Source organism: Nocardioides sp. zg-1228 (assembly GCF_017086465.1).
In the GTDB taxonomy this organism is placed as follows: domain Bacteria; phylum Actinomycetota; class Actinomycetes; order Propionibacteriales; family Nocardioidaceae; genus Nocardioides.
The window spans coordinates 3,104,012-3,121,944 of the sequence record NZ_CP070961.1 but is presented as its reverse complement, the minus strand read 5'-3'; the positions used below and the strand labels follow the sequence as shown (position 1 = coordinate 3,121,944).

Genomic DNA, 17,933 nt, shown 5'->3' with positions numbered 1-17,933 from the left:
CACTGTGACGCAGCGCACACTGGCCGCCTTCCTCACCCCGGAGGGCTTCTCGCAGCCCCCGGTGGTGGCGGTGCTGCGCGAGGGCTCCGCGCTCGCCGAGGCCGGCCGCTACGCCGCGTCGGCCTGGGGCGCCCGCGGTGCGCGACGTCGTACGCCGCTGGGTGCCCGACCCGAGCGGTCGGGGGAGCCGGTGGTGCTGGTGCCGGGGTTCCTGGCCGGCGACTCCTCGCTGGGCCCGATGAGCCGGACGCTGCGCCACCTGGGCTTCCGCACCTACCGCGCCGACGTGCGTGCCAACGTGGGCTGCACGCTGTCCGCCGCCGACCAGCTCGAGGAGCGGCTCGAGGAGGTCTCCCGGCGCCGCGGCGCGCGGGTGCGCGTCGTCGGCCACAGCCTCGGCGGGATGCTCGCCAGGGGAGTGGCCGCCCGGCGCCCCGACCTGGTCGCGGGCATCGTGACCATGGGCAGCCCGGTGCTGGCGCCCGGGGCCCACCACGTCTCGCTCGCGCGCAGCGTCGAGGTGCTCGTGCGGCTCCACCGCGCCGGGGTGCGCGGCCTGATGGCCGAGGACTGCGTCGCCGGGCCGTGCGCCCGCGAGAGCTTCGACCGGGCCCGCGCACCGATGCCGGAGGGCGTCGACTTCACCGCGATCTTCTCCCGGCGCGACGGCATCGTCGACTGGCGCGCCTGCCTCGATCCCACCGCGCAGGCGGTCGAGGTGCGCTCGTCCCACGTGGGGATGGCGTTCGACCCCGTCGTCATCGCCGCGGTGTCGGCCGCACTGCGACCGGGCGTCGCCGCCGCGTCAGCTGTCGAAGTTGATCGAGGACAGACCGCGTAGCTTGGAGAGCCGGTGCTCGGCGGTGATCGAACGCACCGTGCCGCTGCGCGAGCGCATCACCAGCGAGTGGGTGGTGACGCCGTCGCCGCGGTAGCGGACACCGCGCATCAGCTCGCCGTCGGTGATGCCGGTGGCCACGAAGAAGGCGTCGTCGCCGGTGACCAGGTCGTCGGTGCCGAGCACGAAGTCGGGGTCGAGGTCGTGCCCGGCGTCGAGGGCCCGCTGCCGCTCGTCGTCGTCCTGCGGCCACAGCTGGCCCTGGATCGTGCCGCCGATGGCCTTCATCGCGCAGGCCGTGATGATGCCCTCGGGGGTGCCACCCACACCCAGCATCAGGTCGACGCCGGTGTCGGGGCGGGCCGCCATGATCGCGCCCGCGACGTCGCCGTCGGTGATGTACTTGATGCGCGCGCCGGTCTCGCGGATGTCCTCCACCAGCCGCGCGTGGCGGGGCCGGTCGAGCAGGACGACGGTGACGTCGTGGACCGAGATGCCCTTGGCCTTGGCCACGCGGGCGATGTTCTCCTTCACCGGCAGCCGGATGTCGACCACGTCGGCCGCCTCGGGGCCGGTGGCGAGCTTGTCCATGTAGAACACGGCGCTCGGGTCGTACATCGTGCCGCGCGGCGACACCGCGAGCACGGACACCGCGTTGCTCATGCCCTTGGCGGTGAGGGTCGTGCCGTCGATCGGGTCGACCGCCACGTCGCACTCGGGACCGGTGCCGTCGCCGACCTCCTCGCCGTTGAAGAGCATCGGGGCGTTGTCCTTCTCGCCCTCGCCGATGACCACCGTGCCGCGCATCTCGACGGTGGAGATCATCACCCGCATGGCCTCGACCGCGACGCCGTCGGCGTCGTTCTTGTCGCCGCGGCCCACCCAGCGGCCCGCCGCCATGGCGGCCGCCTCGGTGACCCGCACCAGCTCGAGGGCGAGGTTGCGTTCGGGCTTCGGGGCACTGGTGCTCATGCCGGGAACTCTATCGACGGGCGGGGTAGCGGCTCACCGCGGTCGCCTTGGTCGAGAGCCACACGTCGAGTCCGGGCAGGAGGCCCAGCTCCGTCGCGGCGGCAGGCGTGAGGTCGGCCAGCAGGTCAGGTCCGGCGTGCACCAGCACGCGTACGGCGTCGCCGTGCGGGGCCAGGGTGCCGACCGGGCCGTGCCACCGCAGCCGCGTCGACCCCTCCGGCTCGTGCAGCGACACCACCACGGAGTCGGGGGGAAAGGCGATGAGCTCGTCGCCGTCGGCGACCAGGTTGAGGCCCACGAGGCGCGCGACGTGCGGGGTGCGCGGCTCGGCGGCCACCTCGGCCGGACGGCCCGCCTGGGCCACCCGCCCCCCGTCGAGCACGAGCACGCGGTCGGCGAGGGTCAGCGCGTCGATCGCGTCGTGCGTGACGAGCAGGGCGATGCCGGGGAAGTCGCGCAGGTGCCGGCCCAGCTCGATCCGCAGCGCCATCTGCACCGAGACGTCGAGGCCCGTGAACGGCTCGTCGAGGAGCAGCACGTCGGGATCGGTGGCCAGCGCGCGGGCGATCGCCACCCGCTGGGCCTGCCCGCCCGACAGCTCGCGCGGCCTGCGGCCGGCGAGTTCGGCGATGCCGAAGCGCTCGAGCCAGTCGCGCGCCACCGCCTCCGCGGTCGCCCGCCGCACCCCGCGCGAGCGCGGGCCGAAGGCCACGTTGTCGAGCGCGGACAGGTGCGGGAAGAGCAGCTGGCCCTGGAACACCAGACCGACCCGGCGCTCGCGCACGGGCAGGGCGAGCAGGTCGGTGCCGGCCAGGTGGGCGGTCCCCCCGACGTCGACGAGGCCCGCGAGCGCGTGGAGCAGCGAGCTCTTGCCCGCGCCGTTGGGCCCGATGACCGCGAGCACCTCGCCCGGCTCGGCGGTGAACGCGGCCTCGACCCGGTCGGCCACCCGCAGGTCGGCCACCAGCTGCTTCGGGGCCGCGCTCACGGCGTCCCCAGCCAGTGGTCGCGCAGCGCGACGAGCACGCCGATCGAGACGAGCAGCATCACCAGGCTCAGCGACAGGGCGGCGTCCTGGTCGGCCTGCCGGGTGACGTAGATCAGCGTCGGCATCGTCTGCGTGGTGCCGGGGTAGTTGCCGTTGAACGTGATGGTGGCGCCGAACTCGCCGAGCGAGCGCGCCCACCCCAGGACGGTCCCGGCCACCACGCCGGGCAGTGCCAGCGGCACGGTGACCCGCCGGAAGGTGGTCCACCGGGTCGCGCCCAGCGTGGCGGCCGCGTCGTCGTACCTCGGGTCCGCCGAGCGCAGCGCGCCCTCGATCGCGATCACCACGAACGGCATCGACACGAACACGTGGGCCAGCACCACGCCGTACGTCGTGAAGGGGAAGGCGAAGCCCGTCCAGTCGAGCAGCGGCTCGCCGACCAGCCCGGCGCGGCCGAACGCCGCCCGCAGCGCCACGCCGGCGACCACCGGGGGCAGCACCAGCGGCACGGTGACGAGCGCCCGGAGCGCGCCGCGGCCGCGGAAGTCGACCCGGGCGAGGAGCCAGGCGAGGGGGAGGCCCAGGAGCAGGCAGAACGCGATCGCGACCGTCGAGGTCACCAGCGACAGCCGCAGCGCGTCGACGGCGGTGCGGGAGGTCAGGTGCCCGGGCAGCGCCTGCCAGTCGGCACTGGCCACCATCGCCACGAGCGGGACGAGGAGCAGCAGCGTGGCGAGGGCCGCGGGTGCGACCAGCAGCGCCGGCGGCCGGCCGAGCCGGTCCCTCACGGGGTGCCGAAGCCGGCGTCGGTGAGGATCGCGCGGGCCTCGTCGGAGGTCACCCACGTCACCCAGTCGGCTGCCAGCGCAGGGTCCTGCGACTGGTCCAGCGTCGCCACCGAGTAGGACGTCAGCGCGTCGTCGGCGGCCGGGATCTCGACGCTGTCGACGTCGTCGGCCGCGGCGACGGCGTCGCTGGCGTAGACCAGTCCGGCGTCGGCCTCGCCCGAGGCGACCTTGTCGAGTGTGGCCCGCACGTCGTCCTCCAGGCTGACCGGGTCCGCCTCGACCCCGGCCGCGTCGAGCACGGCCGCCGCGACCTTGCCGCACGGCACCTCGTCGGCGCAGCGCACCCACGTGGCGTCGGCCAGGTCGTCGAGGGACGCGATGCCGGCGGGGTTGCCATCCGGCACGACGATGGTGAGGACGTTGGTCGCGAAGGTCTCCACGTCGCCGGTGACGCCCGCGTCCTGCGCCACGGCCATCGAGGCGTCGTCGGCCGTGGCCAGCACGTCGCCGGGCGCCCCGTCGGCGGCCTGGCCGGCGAGGTCGGTGCTCGAGCCGAAGGAGAAGCCCACCTCGGTGTCGTGCTCCTCCTCGAAGGGCACCGCGAGCTCGGCGAAGACGTCGGTGAGCGACGCGGCCGCGAGGACGGTCAGCTCGCCCCCGTCCGCGGCGTCCCCCTCGTCGCCACCCCCGCAGGCGGCGAGGGGGAGCAGCAGGGCGAGGGCGGCCAGCCGCCTCACCGGGGCACCTCGACCACCACGTTGGTCGACTTCACGCTGGCGATGGCACGCACTCCGGGCTCGAGGCCCAGCTCGTCGGCGGCGTCGCTGCTCATCAGGGACACGACGCGGTGGGGGCCGCAGATCATCTCCACCTGCGCCATCACGGTGTCGCGCCTGACCCGCGTGACGATGCCGCTCATCCGGTTGCGGGCGCTGACGCTGCCCGCCCGGGTGCGGTCGCGCTCGGCCAGCTCGCCCGACTCCGCCAGCTGCTCGGCGAGGTCGGCCAGGTCGCGGCCGGCGACCATGGCACGCCCACCGTCGCGCTGCACGGGCAGCCGACCGGCGTCCACCCAGCGGCGTACGGTGTCGTCGCTGACGCCCAGGATCTCGGCCGCCTCCGCGACTCGGTAGGTGGTCATGCGGGGAGTATGCCGCACCTGCGGACGTTCGGGACAGCATCGTCCGCACGCGCGGAACCGGTGCACCCGTCGTCGATGCGCGGCGTGACAGCTCGCGACCCGGCGACGCGGGGTGACCGGCGGGCTGGGAGAATGGTCGACGTGAGTGAGCAGCCGAGCCGTTACACCCGCTCCTTCAGCGGCATGACCGGCGCCCTCATCGTCACCGTCATCGCCGTGCTGGCGTTCGTGGCCTGGCGTGGGCTGTGGCGCGCCGACGTCGACGACACCGTCGACACGGTCGACTGGCAGGAGAGTGTCGAGATCGCCGACCGGGCCGACCTCGACGTGGTCCGCCCGCGCGAGCTGCCGGCGGGCTGGAAGGCGACGAGCACCGACCTGGTCGCCGGCGACGAGCCGCGCTGGGGCATGGGCGTGCTCACCGACGACGGCACGTTCGTCGGCCTCCGCCAGCAGGACGCCTCGGTGCGCGACCTGGTCGAGCGCTACATCGACGAGGACGCCGAGCCCGAGGGTGACGCCACCGTCGACTCGGAGGTCACCGACACGTGGCAGACGTGGTCGGACGAGGGCGGGGACCACGGCTACTCGACCGAGGTCGGCGACGACGCACTCCTGGTCTACGGCTCCGCGCCGGTCGAGGACATCGAGACCTTCATCGGCCTGCTCACCCGCTGACCGTCTCGCCGCCACCACCTCCCGCGGGGGCGACGACGCGGCGTCAGCCGTCGGTCTCGGCGCCCATGGCGTCGTCGAGCCGCTGGCGCGCCCCGTCGAGCCACTGCTGGCAGACCTTGGCGAGGGCCTCGCCGCGCTCCCACAGGGCGAGCGACTCCTCCAGGGTCGTGCCGCCGGCCTCGAGGGTGCGCACGACCTCGATGAGCTCCTCGCGGGCCTCTTCATAGCTGGGGGCGTCACTCATCGGGGTCCTCCTCGGACAGGGTGGCTGCCTCGACGCGGTCCGTCGTGGCGTGGATGCGGCCGTCGGCGACCCGCACCGACACGGTGGCGCCGACCGCGGCCTGCGTCACCGAGGTGACGACGTGGCCGTCGGCGTCCTGCAGGACGGCGTAGCCACGCTGCAGCGTCGCGAGCGGCGACAGCGCCCGGGCCCGGGCGCGTTGGTGGCCGATGTCGTCGGCGGCGCGGTCGAGGCGGTGCGACAGGGTGCGGCGGGCGCGGGCGAGCAGCTCGTCGAGCTCGTCGGAGCGGGCGGTCAGCAGGTTGCGCGGGTCGGCCATCGCCGGGCGCGAGCGCACCTGGGCCAGCCACTCCTGCTCGCGCGCGATGCGCTGGGTGACCAGCTGGCGCAGCCGCTCGCGGGCCCAGACGACGCCCTGCACCTCCTCGGCCATGTCGGGCACGACCAGCTTGGCGGCGTCGGTGGGCGTGGAGGCCCGCACGTCGGCGACGAGGTCGAGGAGCGGCTGGTCGGGCTCGTGGCCGATGGCGGACACCACCGGCGTACGCATGCGGTGGACCGCGCGGAGGACCGCCTCGTCGGAGAAGGGGAGCAGGTCCTCGATGGAGCCGCCGCCGCGGGCGACGACGACCACGTCGACGTCGGGATGGCGCTCGAGCCGCTCCAGCGCCTCGATGACCTCGGTGGCGGAGCGGGTGCCTTGCATGGCGGCGTGGACCACCTCGAACCGCACCGCCGGCCACCGGCGCCGCGCGTTGTCGAGGACGTCGCGCTCGGCGGCGCTGTTGGGCGCGGTGACCAGGCCGACGCAGCCCGGCAGGAACGGCAGGTCGCGCTTGAGCTCGGGCGCGAAGAGGCCCTCGGCGGCCAGGAGCTGGCGGCGCCGCTCGAGGCGGGCCAGCAGCTCGCCGATGCCGACCATGCGGATCTCGCGGGCGGCCAGGGAGAACGAGCCGCGGTTGGCGTAGAAGGTGGGCCGGGCGTGCACGACGACGCTCGCGCCCTCGACGAGGGGCGGGTTCATCGAGTCGAACAGCGAGCGCGCGCACGTGAGGGTGACCGAGATGTCGGCGACGGTGTCGCGAAGCGTCATGAAGACGGTGTTGACGCCCGGGCGCCGGTTGACCTGCGCGATCTGGCCCTCGACCCACACGCCGCCGAGCCGGTCGATCCACTGGGCGACGGCGTTGGCGACGGCCCGCACGGGGGCCGGTGACTCGGCCGTGGCGTCGCGGAGTGAGGGCACGCGGCGAGGATAGGGGAGGGCCCGGACACGGCCGGGCGGGCGGGCCTCGCGCGGCCCGTAGACTCGGCGCATGACGACCGACCTCGGCCTTCCTCCCGTCCTCGATCCCGAGACCGCGAAGAACGTGCTGCTCGCTGCGCCCCGCGGCTACTGCGCCGGCGTCGACCGGGCCGTCATCACCGTCGAGAAGGCGCTCGACCTCTACGGCGCCCCGGTCTACGTCCGCAAGCAGATCGTGCACAACAAGCACGTGGTGGCCAACCTGGAGGCGCGCGGCGCGATCTTCGTCGAGGAGCTCGACGAGGTCCCCGAGGGCCGCACGGTCGTCTTCTCCGCCCACGGCGTCTCGCCCGCCGTGCACACCCAGGCGGCCGAGCGCGGCCTCAAGACCATCGACGCGACCTGCCCGCTGGTGACGAAGGTGCACCACGAGGCCAAGCGGTTCGCCTCCGACGACTACGACATCCTGCTGATCGGCCACGCCGGCCACGAGGAGGTCGAGGGCACCGCCGGGGAGGCGCCCGACCACATCCAGCTGGTCGAGAGCCCCGCCGACGTGGCCCGCATCGAGGTCCGTGACCCGGCACGGGTCGCCTGGCTCTCGCAGACCACGCTCAGCGTCGACGAGACCCTCGAGACGGTCGCCGCCATCCGCGAGCGGTTCCCGCTGCTGCTCGACCCGCCGAGCGACGACATCTGCTACGCCACCCAGAACCGCCAGCTCGCCATCAAGGAGATCTCCGCGGCCGCCGACCTGGTGATCGTGGTCGGCTCGCGCAACTCCTCCAACTCCGTGCGGCTCGTCGAGGTCGCGCTCGAGGCCGGCGCCAAGGCCTCCTACCTCGTCGACGACCACACCGAGATCGACGAGGCGTGGCTCGACGGGGTCGAGACCGTGTCGGTCACCTCCGGCGCCTCGGTGCCCGAGGACCTCGTCGAGGGCGTGCTCGCCTTCCTCTCCGAGCGGGGCTTCCCCGACGCGCGGGCGGTCCACTCGGCCGAGGAGTCGCTGATCTTCGCGCTGCCCCCCGAGCTGCGGCGCGACCTCCGCGCGGCGCAGCGGGCCTGACCGGAGCGACGAGATGGCCCGCTACCTCGACATCCACCCGGACAACCCGCAGCCGCGGCTGGTCAGGCAGGTCGTCGAGGCGCTGCGCGACGACCAGCTCATCGCCTACCCGACCGACTCCGGCTACGCCCTCGGGGCCCGGCTCGGCAACCGCGACGGTCGCGACCGGATCCTGCGCATCCGCGACCTCGACGAACGCCACCACTTCACGCTGATGTGCAAGGACTTCTCCCAGCTCGGCCAGTTCGTCCACGTCGACAACTCCGCGTTCCGGGCGATCAAGGCGGCCACGCCGGGCCCCTACACGTTCATCCTCCCCGCCACCGGCGAGGTGCCCAAGCGGCTGATGCACCCCAAGAAGCGCACCGTCGGCGTGCGCATCCCCCAGCACCCGCTCGTCTGCGCGCTGCTCGAGGAGCTCGGTGAGCCGATCCTCACCAGCACCCTGATCCTGCCCGGCGAGACCGAGGCGCGCACGATGGGCTGGGAGATCAAGGAGGACCTCGACCACGTCGTCGACGTGGTCGTCGAGTCGGGCGAGGTCACCGCCGAGCCGACCACCGTCATCGACTGGTCGGGGCCCGAGCCCGTCGTCGTACGCCGCGGGGCGGGCGACCCGGAGCGCTTCGAGGCCTGAGCGGGCGGGCGCCGCTCAGCCGGGCGACTGCCCGAGCTCGCGCTCGAGCTCGGAGGCGAGGTGGCCCCTGCGGTGCAGGCGCCAGCCGAGCCAGCCCAGGCACACCGCGTAGGCGGCGAACAGGGCGATGCCGTGGGTCGCGACCCCGGAGACGACCGCCTGCAGGACGCTGTCGCGGGGGTCGGCGAGGGCGCCGCGGTCGACGAGCGCGACGAACCCGAACACGGCGAGCATGAGCACGGGCGGCAGCAGTGCGACCAGGTAGAAGTCCTGGCGGCGCACCAGCGCGGCCAGGCCCAGGCACAGCGCCACGAAGCACAGGTCGAAGAACATCGTCAGTCGCCCGGCCACGAGCACGTCGAGGGCCACGGCGCTCAGCGCGAGGGCCACCCCGAGGCACACCACCTGCCGGCCCGGCTCCCGCCCGACCTGCCAGAACGCGCCGGCCCGTGTCACGAGGCTCAACCTAGGACCGATCTCAGGCGCCCCGCGCGCGGCGCGCCGCGTCGGGGACCGAGCCGGGCACGGGGCCGGACGGCTGCTCGTCGAGCAGGTCGTCGAGGGTGGGGTCGCCGGTGGCCCCGGGGACGTCGTCGAGGACCGTCAGCTCGGGGGCGGCGGCCGAGCGCGGCACCGTCTCGACCTGGCGCGGGCCGTCGAGCTGCTCGGTGGTCACGCCCAGGTCGGCGAAGCGACGGGCCGAGACCAGCACGCGGCCCTCGAGCGAGCCCATCGCCTGGTTGTAGGCGACGACGCTGGCGTTGAGCGAGCGGCCCACCCGGTCGAGGTGACCGGCCATCGAGGCGAGGCGGGCGTGCAGCTCCTGCCCGAGTCGCTGCACCTGCGCGGCCTGCGCGTTGAGCACCTCGTGCTGCCAGCCCTGGGCGACCGTGCGCAGCAGGGCGATCAGGGTGGAGGGGGTGGCCAGCACGACGTTGCGCGCCGCCGCCTGCTCGACCAGGTCGGGCACCGCCTGCAGCGCCGCCTGGAGGATCGCCTCACCGGGCAGGAACAGCACGACGAACTCCGGGGTGCCGGCCAGCGCCTCCCAGTATCGTCGCGAGCCGAGGTCGGCGACGTGCGTGCGGACGTGCTGGCCGAGGCGGGCCAGGGCCCGGTCCTGCTCGTCGGGGTCGTCGGCGGCGGTGAGATCGAGGAAGGCGGCCAGCGGCGCCTTGGCGTCGACCGCGATGGTGCGTCCGCCCGCGAGGGTGACGACGAGGTCGGGACGCAGCCGGCCGTCGTCGACGCGCACCTGCTCGGCGAAGTCGCAGTGGTCGACCAGCCCGGCCAGCTCGACCGTGCGGCGCAGGTGGAGCTCACCCCACTGCCCGCGCACCTGCGGCTTGCGCAGCGCGGTCGCGAGCGTCGTCGTCTCGCGGCGCAGCGTCTCGGTGGACCGGCGCATGTCGGCGACCTGCTCGTGCAGCTGGGCCTGCCATGCCGTGCGGTCGTGGGCGAGGTCGCTGAGCTGGTCCTGGAGGCGCTCGAGCCCGTCCTGGACGACCGCGTGGTCGGCCACCCGCTGCTGGAGCGCCGCGATGGCGGGGTCGTCGGCAGGACGGCTGCGCGACCACAGCACACCGATGACGGCGCCCAGGGCCAGGCCGACGGCGAGGACGGTCGCCAGGGTGAGCACGAGGGGGAAGGTGTCCATGGCCCCAGCATGGACCGCGGCACCGACACCCCCGCCGAGGTCGGGCCCGCGCTCAGGCGTCCGTCGTCGCGGGAGGTGCGCCTCGGAACGTGCGCCGGTAGGCCGAGGGCGAGACCCCGACGCTGGCCCGGAGGTGCTGGCGGAGCGAGGCCGCGGTGCCCATCCCGGCGCGGGACGCCACCTCGTCGACGCCGAGGTCGCTCGCCTCGAGCAGGTGCAGGGCGTGCCGGACGCGCTGCTGGGTCACCCAGGCGCCGGGCGACTGGCCGGTCTCCTCCCGGAAGCGGCGGGTGAAGGTGCGCACGCTCATCGACGCGTGCTCGGCCAGCGTCGCGACGTCGAGGCGCTGGTCGAGGTGCGCCTCGGCCCACGCGCGCGCAGCAGCGGTGGTCTCGTCCGCGCGCTGCGGGACGGTGCGCTCGATGTACTGCGCCTGCCCGCCGTCGCGCCAGGGCGGCACCACCATGTGGCGCGCGACGGCGTTGGCCACGGCGGTGCCGTGGTCGCGGCGCACGAGGTGCAGGCACAGGTCGATGCCGGCGCTCAGCCCGGCGGAGGTGAGCACCCGCCCGTCGTCGGTGAACAGCACGTCCTCGTCGACCGCGACGCCCGGGTGCAGCCGGCGGAAGTCGGCCGCGTACTTCCAGTGCGTGGTCGCGCGGTGGCCGTCGAGCACGCCGGCCGCGGCCAGCACGAACGCCCCCGTGCAGATCGAGACCCAGCGCGCGTCGGCGGGCACCGTGGCGAGGGCCGCGCGCAGGTCGTCGGGAAGCGTCCCGTCGCGGCGCGGGCCCGCGAGCTGGGTGCCGGGGACGATCACGGTCTGCGCGGTGGCGAGGGCCTCGGGCCCGGCCGAAGGGGCGATGGCGTAGCCGCGGGTGGCTCGCACGGGAGCGCCGTCGAGGCTCACCACCTGGACGTCGTAGAGCGGGCGTCCAGCGGCGTCGTACGCCTCGCCGAGCACCTGGGGCGGGATGGTGAGGTCGTAGCCGATGACCGGTGCGACCGCGAGCACCACGACACGGTGCGGCTCGCAGGCCCGGGACGTCATGGCCGAATCCTTTCACATGTTGGCATTCGGGCCACTCGTGAGCGTGGCCGCGGTGCCTCGAGAATGGTGCGCGTGACCACGACGACCCCTCCCGAGCCCGCCGTCGAGCGCCCACCGCGCCTGCACTGGGCGTGGGTGGTGGCGGGTGTCGCGTTCGTGACGCTGGTGGGCGCGGCCGCCTTCCGCTCGGTGCCCGGCGTGCTGCTCGACCCGCTGCACGAGGAGTTCGGCTGGTCGCACGGGCTGATCGGCTCGGCGGTCTCGCTCAACCTCATGCTCTTCGGCCTGATGTCGCCGTTCGCGGCCGCGCTGATGGACCGGTTCGGCGTCCGACCGGTCGTCACCTTCGCGCTGCTGACGGTCGCCCTCGGCAGCGGCCTGACCGTCTTCATGACCGAGCCCTGGCAGCTCATCCTCTGCTGGGGCCTGCTCGTCGGCCTGGGCACCGGCTCGATGTCGATGGCCTTCGTCGCGACGATCACCAGCCGCTGGTTCGTCGCGCGTCGCGGGCTGGTCAGCGGCATCCTCACCGCGGGCAACGCCACCGGGCAGCTGATCTTCCTGCCCGTCGTGGCCTGGCTCGCGACCCACCACGGCTGGCGCACCGCCGCGCTGCTGGCCGCCGCGGCCGCGCTCGCCGTCGTGCCCCTGGTCCTGCTCCTGCTGCGCAACCACCCGGCCGACCTCGGCCTGCGGGCCTTCGGTGCCACCGACGCCGAGCCCGGACCGCCGCCCCACCAGCAGGTCGGCTCGAGCGCCGGCCGCGCCCTCGGGGTGCTGCGCGACGCGGCGCGCAGTCGTACGTTCTGGCTGCTGTGCGGCGGGTTCGCGATCTGCGGGATGACCACCAACGGCCTCATCGCGACCCACTTCGTGCCGGCCGCCCACGACCACGGCATGCCGGCCACCACCGCCGCCTCACTGCTCGCCGTGGTGGGCATCTTCGACGTCGTGGGCACGATCGCCTCGGGGTGGCTCACCGACAAGGTCGACCCGCGGCTGCTGCTGGTCGGCTACTACGCCCTGCGCGGTGTCGGTCTGATGGTGCTGCCCGCGCTGATGGCCCCGCACGTCGCGCCCAGCATGTGGGTCTTCATCATCGTCTACGGCCTCGACTGGGTGGCGACCGTGCCGCCGACCGTGGCGCTGTGCCGCGAGTGGTTCGGCGCGGCCGCCGGCCCGATCGTCTTCGGCTGGGTCTTCGCCAGCCACCAGGTCGGCGCCGCCGTCGCCGCGACCAGCGCGGGCGTGGTGCGCGACCTCACCGGGGCCTACGACCCCGCGTTCTATGCCGCGGCCGGCCTCTGCGCGGTCGCCGCGGTGATGTCGTACGCCATCCGGCGCACGCCGCAGCCGGCCGCACAGCCGTCCGCCGGCGTGATGTGACGCTCGGGCCGGGTCAGGCCAGGTCCACGACCACCGGCGCGTGGTCGGACGGTGAGCCGGTGCCCTGGGCGGGGTCGCGCTCGTCGCGGTCGACGAACGCGCCGGTCACCCGGGAGGCGAGTGCGGGGGAGGCGAGCACGAAGTCGATCTTGAGCCCGCGGTCGCGCTCGAAGCGCTGGCGGTAGTAGTCCCAGTAGGTGTAGCCGGGGTCGTGGGCGCGGGTCACCTCGGCGTAGCCGTCGTCGAGGAACGCCTGGAAGGCGGCCCGCTCGGGCGGGGTGACGTGGGTGGACTTGGCGAACTGCTTGACGTCGAAGACGTCGTCGTCGGTGGGGCAGACGTTCCAGTCGCCGACCAGCGCCGTCTCGCCGTCGAGCCAGCCGCTCGCGGCGGCCCGCAGGCGGGCCAGCCAGTCGAGCTTGTAGACGTAGTGCGGGTCGTCGGGCTTGCGGCCGTTGGGGACGTAGAGCGACCAGATCCGCACGCCGCCGCAGGTGGCGCCGATGGCCCGCGACTCGGCCGCCAGCGGGTCGCCGTAGCCCGGCATGTCGGGGAAGCCGACCTCGACGTCGTCGAGTCCGACGCGCGAGAGCAGCGCGACGCCGTTCCACTGGTTCACCCCCGCGACGGCGACGTCGTAGCCGAGTGCCTGCAGGCCCATGAGGGGCAGCTGGTCCTCGCGTGCCTTGGTCTCTTGCAGGGCCAGCACGTCGATGTCGTGGCGCTGGACGAACGCCTCGACGCGATCGATGCGGGAGCGGAGTGAGTTGACGTTCCAGGTCGCGATGCGCACGGCCCCACCCTAAGGAGGGGCTTTACAGGGCGCGATCCGTGGGGGACGTTCGTAGGTGGGCACCTTTCTCGGGCACTCGTGCACCGGCTCTCCGCCGGCCCCCGGACCACCTCCGACGCTGCGCGACCTCCGAGACGGCGAGTGCCACCCCCTCACGAGAGAAGAGCAGCATGCAGCGCAGTCGGCTCGGCGCGACCGCCCTCGGCACCTCGCGCCGCATCTCGAGCCACCTCAGCACGACGGCGACGGACCGCCAGCGGCCGTGACCGGCTCCTGACCCGCCCCGGACGCCTCGTCTGAGGACCAGGCGGCGAACGCCCCTTCTGTCCCGAGCGGAGGGGGCGTTCGTCCTGTCCGGACGACCTCTGCGCGGGGCCCTGCGGGGTAGCGTCGGCGCGTGCCCCCGTCGACGTCCACGATCCTCTCCGCGCGCGACCTCGAGTTCATGCTGTACGAGTGGCTCGACGTGGAGCGGCTGGGCGAGCGGCCCCGGTTCGCCGAGCACGACCGCGAGACCTACGACGCCCTGCTCGCGCTGTGCGAGCAGCTCGCCACCGACCACTTCGCCCCGCACTACCGCAGGAGCGACACCGAGGAGCCGGCCTTCGACGGTGAGCGCGTGCGGCTGATCCCCGAGATCGGCGCGGCCCTCGACGCGTTCGCCCGCGCCGACCTGCTCACCCTGAGCCTGGACGAGGAGGTCGGCGGCCAGCAGGTCCCGCAGGTGGTGAACGCGGCGTGCATGGCGTGGTTCACCGCGGCCAACATCGGCACCGCGGCCTACGCCTTCCTCACCGTCGCCAACGCCGGACTGCTGCTGGCCCACGGCTCGCCCGCGCAGGTCGACCGCTTCGTCCGGCCGATGCTCGAGGGGCGCTTCTTCGGCACGATGACGCTCTCGGAGCCGCAGGCCGGCTCCAGCCTCGGCGACGTGGTCACCCGCGCGGTGCCCGCCGACGACGGCACCTACCGGATCTTCGGCACCAAGATGTGGATCTCCGGCGGCGACCACGAGATGGGCGACACGATCGTCCACCTCGTCCTGGCCAGGCTGCCGGACGCCCCGCCCGGCTCGCGCGGGATCTCGCTGTTCATCGTCCCCAAGCACCTCGTCGGCGAGGACGGCTCGATCGGCGAGCGCAACGACGTGGCGCTCGCCGGCATCAACCACAAGCTCGGCAACCGCGGCACGGTCAACACCGCGCCCGTCTTCGGCGGCGGCGCCTTCACACCCGGCGGGGCGCCGGGAGCCGTCGGCCACCTCGTCGGGGAGCCCGGCAGGGGACTGTCCGCGATGTTCCACATGATGAACGCCGCCCGCCTCGGGGTCGGGATGTCCGCGGCGACCACCGCCTACACCGCCTACCTCAAGTCGCTCGACTACGCCCGCTCCCGCCCGCAGGGCCGCCGGCTGACGGCGGCCGACCCGGCGTCGCCCCAGGTGCCGATCATCGAGCACGCCGACGTGCGCCGGATGCTGCTCGCCCAGAAGGCGTACGCCGAGGGCGCGCTGGCGCTCAACCTCTACTGCTCGCGGCTGCTCGACCTGCAGGCCACCGCGCGCGACGAGCGCGAGCGCACCGAGACGGCACACCTGCTCGACCTGCTCACCCCGATCGCGAAGTCGTGGCCGGCGCAGTGGGGCCAGGAGGGCTGCAGCCTCGCGATCCAGGTGCTCGGCGGAGCGGGCTACACCCGCGACCACGACGTCGAGGCGCACTGGCGCGACCAGCGGCTCAACCCGATCCACGAGGGCACGCACGGCATCCAGGCCCTCGACCTGCTCGGGCGCAAGGTGCTCGGCGGCGGGGGCGCGTCGCTGGCGACCCTCGCGGCCCGGGTCGGCGACACCGTCGCCCGCGCGCGCGACCTCGGCGGCGAGCCGGCGGCCCACGCCGACGCCCTCGCGGCGGCGCTCGACCGGCTGGGCGCGGTCACCGCGGCCCTCGCCGGGCTCGGCGACGCGGAGCGGACGATGGCCAACGCCACGGTCTACCTCGAGGCCGCCGGGCACGTCGTGGTCGCGTGGATGTGGCTCGACCAGCTCGTCGCGGTCGGCGACCGGCAGGGCGACTTCTACGACGGCAAGCGGGCCGCGGCCCGGTTCTTCCACCGCTGGGAGCTGCCGAAGGTGGGCCCGATGCTCGATCTCCTCGCGAGCGGCGACACGACCACGCTGGACATGCGCGGCGACTGGTTCTAGGCCGGAGCCGGCTCCACGAACGGGGTCAGCAGCCCGGGAGTGGCCCGGTCGGCCAGTGCCACGGCGACGTCGAGGCGTACGTCGCGCACGACCACCCGCTCGGTGCCGGCCGCCGTGGTGGCGGTCAGGTCGGCGAGGCCGATGCGACGCTGCCACCACGACTGCGAGACCACCCAGCCGATGATGCCGTCGGTCTCGAGGACGGTGCGGACGCGGGCGAGGGTGCCGCTGCCGGCGACCAGGTGGTCGGTGGTGAGGGCGTGCCCGAGGTGACGGTACGACGACTCGCCGGCCGCCGCGGCGATCGCCAGCAGGACGACGGCGATGCCCGCCAGCCACGACCAGCCGAGGTCGAACCACCACCAGCCGACGGCCAGCAGCGCGATGACCTCCAGAGCGTGGCGGAGCTGACGGAACCAGGCGCGGCGGTGGGCCGCGGGCCCGTGGTCCACGAGCGGGCCGGTGAGGGGGCCGGGACGGTCGAGCACGGCCTCGCCCACCGCGACGGCGACGTCGCGGGGGCACGGCGGCAGGACCTGGGTGACCCCGTTCTCGACGCCGGTCGCCAGGGTGGCGAGCTCGGCGCCACCGACCAGGCGCATCAGCGCCGGCTCGGTCATCTCGACCCCGCGGACCTTCGCCTCCTCGACCGTGATCGAGCGGGTGGTGACGAGCCCGGACGTGAGGTGGAGCGAGCCCTGCTCGCGGACCAGGCGGAAGCCCCACCACTGCAGGACGTAGCCGGCGACCGAGACGACCAGCCACAGCACGGTGCCGCCCACCGCGACCGCCAGCACGATGGCGAGCACCGCGAACTGGGTGAGCCACTGCCACACCGACGTGGCCGTGTCCTCGTTCCAGATGGGCAGGTCGTCGGCGAACTGGGACAGCACGCCCAGGCCGCCGAGCAGCAGCACCAGCCGCCCGAGGCTGAAGGGGGCGAAGCGCAGCCAGGACCAGTCGATCGCGGCGAGCGCGACAGGTGGTGCCAGGGGCGTGAACGACAGCGCGGCGGGAGGCGTGGCGGGAGGCGCGGCCGTCGGGGCGCCGGCCTGGTCGACCGGCGCTCCGTCGGGAGCGGGGCCAGCGGCGGGGGTGGCGACGGGGGTGGCGACGGGGGCGTGGGGCGGTTGGGCCGACCCGTCCGCGGCGCGGCGCCTCAGCAGCGTCGTACGCAGAGCGTGGGCGTCGGCGGCGGCCAGGGCGTCGAGGGTCATGCGGTCGTCGTCGACGCCCGTGCCGATCTGGACCTTCTGCAGCCCGAGGATGCGGTGGAGCAGCGAGGCCTCGAGGTCGACGCTGCGCACCCGGTCGAGGGGCGCGGTCGAGGTGGTCTTGTTGAGGATGCCCCGGCGCACCTGCAGCTGGGTGTCGGTGAGGCGGTAGTAGGTGGTGAGCCAGGGCAGCGCGCCGAGGACCAGCGGCCCGAGCACCGCGAGGGGGATGATGATCGGCCAGAACCTCGTGTCGCTGCGGCTGATGCCCACCAGCGCGACGGCGACGGGCACGATCGCCTGGCCGACGGCCTTGACGGGGTCGAGCAGCAGCTTGCGCGGGCTGAGCCGGACCCAGCCCTCGCCGGGGGCGGGGATCACGTCGCGTCGCCCTCCGTCGCGGCGGTGATCTCGGTCAGCCGGGCGACCACCTCGCGGGCGGTCTCGGCGTCGAGGCAGTCGACGGTGATCGGTCCGGCCGCGGACGCGGTGGTGACGGTGAGCGAAGCGAGGCCGAACAGCCGCATGAGCGCACCCTGCCGCGAGTCCACGGTCTGCACCCGGCTGATGGGCGCGATGCGCGTCTCGCGACCGATCCACCCCGAGCGGGTGTGCACCGCGGTGTCGGTGACCTCCCAGCGGTGCACGCGGTAGCGGATGCGCGGCATGAGCGCGACGTGGAGCACCGCTGCGACCGCGAGCAGGAGCACGACGAGGCCCGCCCAGCCCGGCACGCCCGGGACGAGCAGCCACACGAGCGCGGCGCCCACGACGACCACGGTGTCGCCCATCAGTGCGCCCACGGTCCAGAACGGGATCGCTCGCGGCGAGACCCGGTTGGCCGGCGCGCGCAGCACCGGTGTAGCCCCCACGTCAGTCATGCGCTGAGTGTTGCAGGTCCACCTGGCCCGGCGAACTTGTGCAAGCGGGGGCGGCACGGGCCGCGGGCGTGGTATTGCAAGTTCCTGCAGTGCACACACCTGCGGCCCGGGTGTGCTTCCCGGGCGACGTGCGCCGGGTGTGGTCTG

The 17,933-nt window shown here is 74.2% G+C and carries 19 protein-coding genes; 6 read left to right on the top strand and 13 right to left on the bottom strand.

Annotation, left to right across the window (positions count from 1 at the left end; genetic code table 11):
* Window positions 1-4 precede the first annotated feature (4 nt).
* Window positions 5-841: an alpha/beta fold hydrolase gene (locus JX575_RS14990; protein ID WP_186340529.1), complete on the top strand. Its 837-nt coding sequence runs from the start codon at window positions 5-7 to the stop codon at window positions 839-841.
* On the opposite strand, the gene glpX is transcribed toward JX575_RS14990, so the two are convergent.
* The 5 genes from glpX to JX575_RS14965 are packed head-to-tail and all read right to left on the bottom strand — an operon-like array spanning window position 806 to window position 4,727.
* Window positions 806-1,810: a class II fructose-bisphosphatase gene (gene glpX / locus JX575_RS14985; protein WP_186340530.1), complete on the bottom strand. Its 1,005-nt coding sequence runs from the start codon at window positions 1,808-1,810 to the stop codon at window positions 806-808. The genes JX575_RS14990 and glpX overlap by 36 nt on opposite strands.
* 10 nt (window positions 1,811-1,820) lie before the next feature.
* Window positions 1,821-2,798, bottom strand: a complete 978-nt coding sequence (locus JX575_RS14980) for an ATP-binding cassette domain-containing protein (protein ID WP_241005190.1) — start codon at window positions 2,796-2,798, stop codon at window positions 1,821-1,823.
* Window positions 2,795-3,586 carry a molybdate ABC transporter permease subunit gene (gene modB, locus JX575_RS14975; protein WP_241005189.1) on the bottom strand — a complete coding sequence of 264 codons (792 nt, stop codon included), beginning with the start codon at window positions 3,584-3,586 and terminating at the stop codon, window positions 2,795-2,797. Before modB ends, JX575_RS14980 begins: the two co-directional genes overlap by 4 nt.
* A complete protein-coding gene (gene modA, locus JX575_RS14970) occupies window positions 3,583-4,323 on the bottom strand; it encodes a molybdate ABC transporter substrate-binding protein (protein WP_206054413.1) in 741 nt (246 codons plus the stop codon). Before modA ends, modB begins: the two co-directional genes overlap by 4 nt.
* On the bottom strand, window positions 4,320-4,727 hold the full coding sequence (locus JX575_RS14965) for a helix-turn-helix transcriptional regulator (protein WP_206054412.1): 408 nt from the start codon (window positions 4,725-4,727) through the stop codon (window positions 4,320-4,322). The genes modA and JX575_RS14965 overlap by 4 nt, the downstream gene beginning before the upstream one ends.
* Window positions 4,728-4,868: 141 nt before the next feature.
* Between JX575_RS14965 and JX575_RS14960 the strand changes: the two genes are divergently transcribed.
* Window positions 4,869-5,405, top strand: coding sequence for a DUF4245 domain-containing protein (locus JX575_RS14960; protein WP_186340532.1), 537 nt, complete (start codon window positions 4,869-4,871; stop codon window positions 5,403-5,405).
* A gap of 43 nt (window positions 5,406-5,448) precedes the next feature.
* Here JX575_RS14960 and JX575_RS14955 read toward each other — a convergent pair whose 3' ends face one another.
* Both JX575_RS14955 and xseA read right to left on the bottom strand, forming a co-directional pair.
* Window positions 5,449-5,649, bottom strand: coding sequence for an exodeoxyribonuclease VII small subunit (locus JX575_RS14955; RefSeq protein ID WP_186340533.1), 201 nt, complete (start codon window positions 5,647-5,649; stop codon window positions 5,449-5,451).
* Window positions 5,642-6,895, bottom strand: coding sequence for an exodeoxyribonuclease VII large subunit (gene xseA / locus JX575_RS14950; RefSeq protein WP_241005188.1), 1,254 nt, complete (start codon window positions 6,893-6,895; stop codon window positions 5,642-5,644). The genes JX575_RS14955 and xseA overlap by 8 nt, the downstream gene beginning before the upstream one ends.
* Before the next feature lie 70 nt (window positions 6,896-6,965).
* Between xseA and JX575_RS14945 the strand changes: the two genes are divergently transcribed.
* Together JX575_RS14945 and JX575_RS14940 are read left to right on the top strand one after the other, a co-directional pair.
* On the top strand, window positions 6,966-7,964 hold the full coding sequence (locus JX575_RS14945; RefSeq protein WP_186340535.1) for a 4-hydroxy-3-methylbut-2-enyl diphosphate reductase: 999 nt from the start codon (window positions 6,966-6,968) through the stop codon (window positions 7,962-7,964).
* Between the two features lie 13 nt (window positions 7,965-7,977).
* On the top strand, window positions 7,978-8,601 hold the full coding sequence (locus tag JX575_RS14940) for an L-threonylcarbamoyladenylate synthase (RefSeq protein WP_186340536.1): 624 nt from the start codon (window positions 7,978-7,980) through the stop codon (window positions 8,599-8,601).
* Between the two features lie 15 nt (window positions 8,602-8,616).
* Here JX575_RS14940 and JX575_RS14935 read toward each other — a convergent pair whose 3' ends face one another.
* From JX575_RS14935 to JX575_RS14925, 3 genes are read right to left on the bottom strand one after another with little or no spacing between them, the layout of a single operon-like run.
* Window positions 8,617-9,057, bottom strand: coding sequence for a DUF6542 domain-containing protein (locus tag JX575_RS14935; protein ID WP_186340537.1), 441 nt, complete (start codon window positions 9,055-9,057; stop codon window positions 8,617-8,619).
* A 22-nt stretch (window positions 9,058-9,079) separates the two neighbouring features.
* Entirely contained in the window at window positions 9,080-10,258 is a 1,179-nt protein-coding gene (locus JX575_RS14930; protein WP_186340538.1) for a DNA recombination protein RmuC, read from the bottom strand.
* 52 nt (window positions 10,259-10,310) lie between these two features.
* Entirely contained in the window at window positions 10,311-11,309 is a 999-nt protein-coding gene (locus JX575_RS14925) for a helix-turn-helix domain-containing protein (protein WP_186340539.1), read from the bottom strand.
* Between the two features lie 72 nt (window positions 11,310-11,381).
* Here JX575_RS14925 and JX575_RS14920 point away from each other — a divergent pair, with 72 nt between their 5' ends.
* Complete coding sequence (locus tag JX575_RS14920; protein WP_241005187.1) at window positions 11,382-12,695, top strand: MFS transporter; 1,314 nt, start codon at window positions 11,382-11,384, stop codon at window positions 12,693-12,695.
* A gap of 13 nt (window positions 12,696-12,708) precedes the next feature.
* On the opposite strand, the gene JX575_RS14915 is transcribed toward JX575_RS14920, so the two are convergent.
* On the bottom strand, window positions 12,709-13,488 hold the full coding sequence (locus tag JX575_RS14915) for an exodeoxyribonuclease III (protein WP_186340541.1): 780 nt from the start codon (window positions 13,486-13,488) through the stop codon (window positions 12,709-12,711).
* Window positions 13,489-13,885: 397 nt separating this feature from the next.
* On the opposite strand from JX575_RS14915, the gene JX575_RS14910 reads away from it, so the two are divergent.
* A complete protein-coding gene (locus JX575_RS14910; RefSeq protein WP_222129516.1) occupies window positions 13,886-15,691 on the top strand; it encodes an acyl-CoA dehydrogenase in 1,806 nt (601 codons plus the stop codon).
* Here JX575_RS14910 and JX575_RS14905 read toward each other — a convergent pair.
* Window positions 15,688-17,286 carry a PH domain-containing protein gene (locus tag JX575_RS14905; protein ID WP_186340542.1) on the bottom strand — a complete coding sequence of 533 codons (1,599 nt, stop codon included), beginning with the start codon at window positions 17,284-17,286 and terminating at the stop codon, window positions 15,688-15,690. The two genes, JX575_RS14910 and JX575_RS14905, sit on opposite strands and share 4 nt — an antisense overlap.
* Window positions 17,283-17,786, bottom strand: a complete 504-nt coding sequence (locus JX575_RS14900; RefSeq protein WP_186340543.1) for a PH domain-containing protein — start codon at window positions 17,784-17,786, stop codon at window positions 17,283-17,285. The genes JX575_RS14905 and JX575_RS14900 overlap by 4 nt, the downstream gene beginning before the upstream one ends.
* Window positions 17,787-17,933 lie beyond the last annotated feature (147 nt).

Coding starts and splice junctions, on each gene's coding strand:
- glpX (WP_186340530.1), bottom strand. CDS start 1,810: ATGAGCACCAGTGCCCCGAAGCCCGAACGCAACCTCGCCCTCGAGCTG.
- JX575_RS14965 (WP_206054412.1), bottom strand. CDS start 4,727: ATGACCACCTACCGAGTCGCGGAGGCGGCCGAGATCCTGGGCGTCAGC.
- JX575_RS14955 (WP_186340533.1), bottom strand. CDS start 5,649: ATGAGTGACGCCCCCAGCTATGAAGAGGCCCGCGAGGAGCTCATCGAG.
- JX575_RS14945 (WP_186340535.1), top strand. CDS start 6,966: ATGACGACCGACCTCGGCCTTCCTCCCGTCCTCGATCCCGAGACCGCG.
- JX575_RS14940 (WP_186340536.1), top strand. CDS start 7,978: ATGGCCCGCTACCTCGACATCCACCCGGACAACCCGCAGCCGCGGCTG.
- JX575_RS14930 (WP_186340538.1), bottom strand. CDS start 10,258: ATGGACACCTTCCCCCTCGTGCTCACCCTGGCGACCGTCCTCGCCGTC.
- JX575_RS14925 (WP_186340539.1), bottom strand. CDS start 11,309: ATGACGTCCCGGGCCTGCGAGCCGCACCGTGTCGTGGTGCTCGCGGTC.
- JX575_RS14900 (WP_186340543.1), bottom strand. CDS start 17,786: ATGACTGACGTGGGGGCTACACCGGTGCTGCGCGCGCCGGCCAACCGG.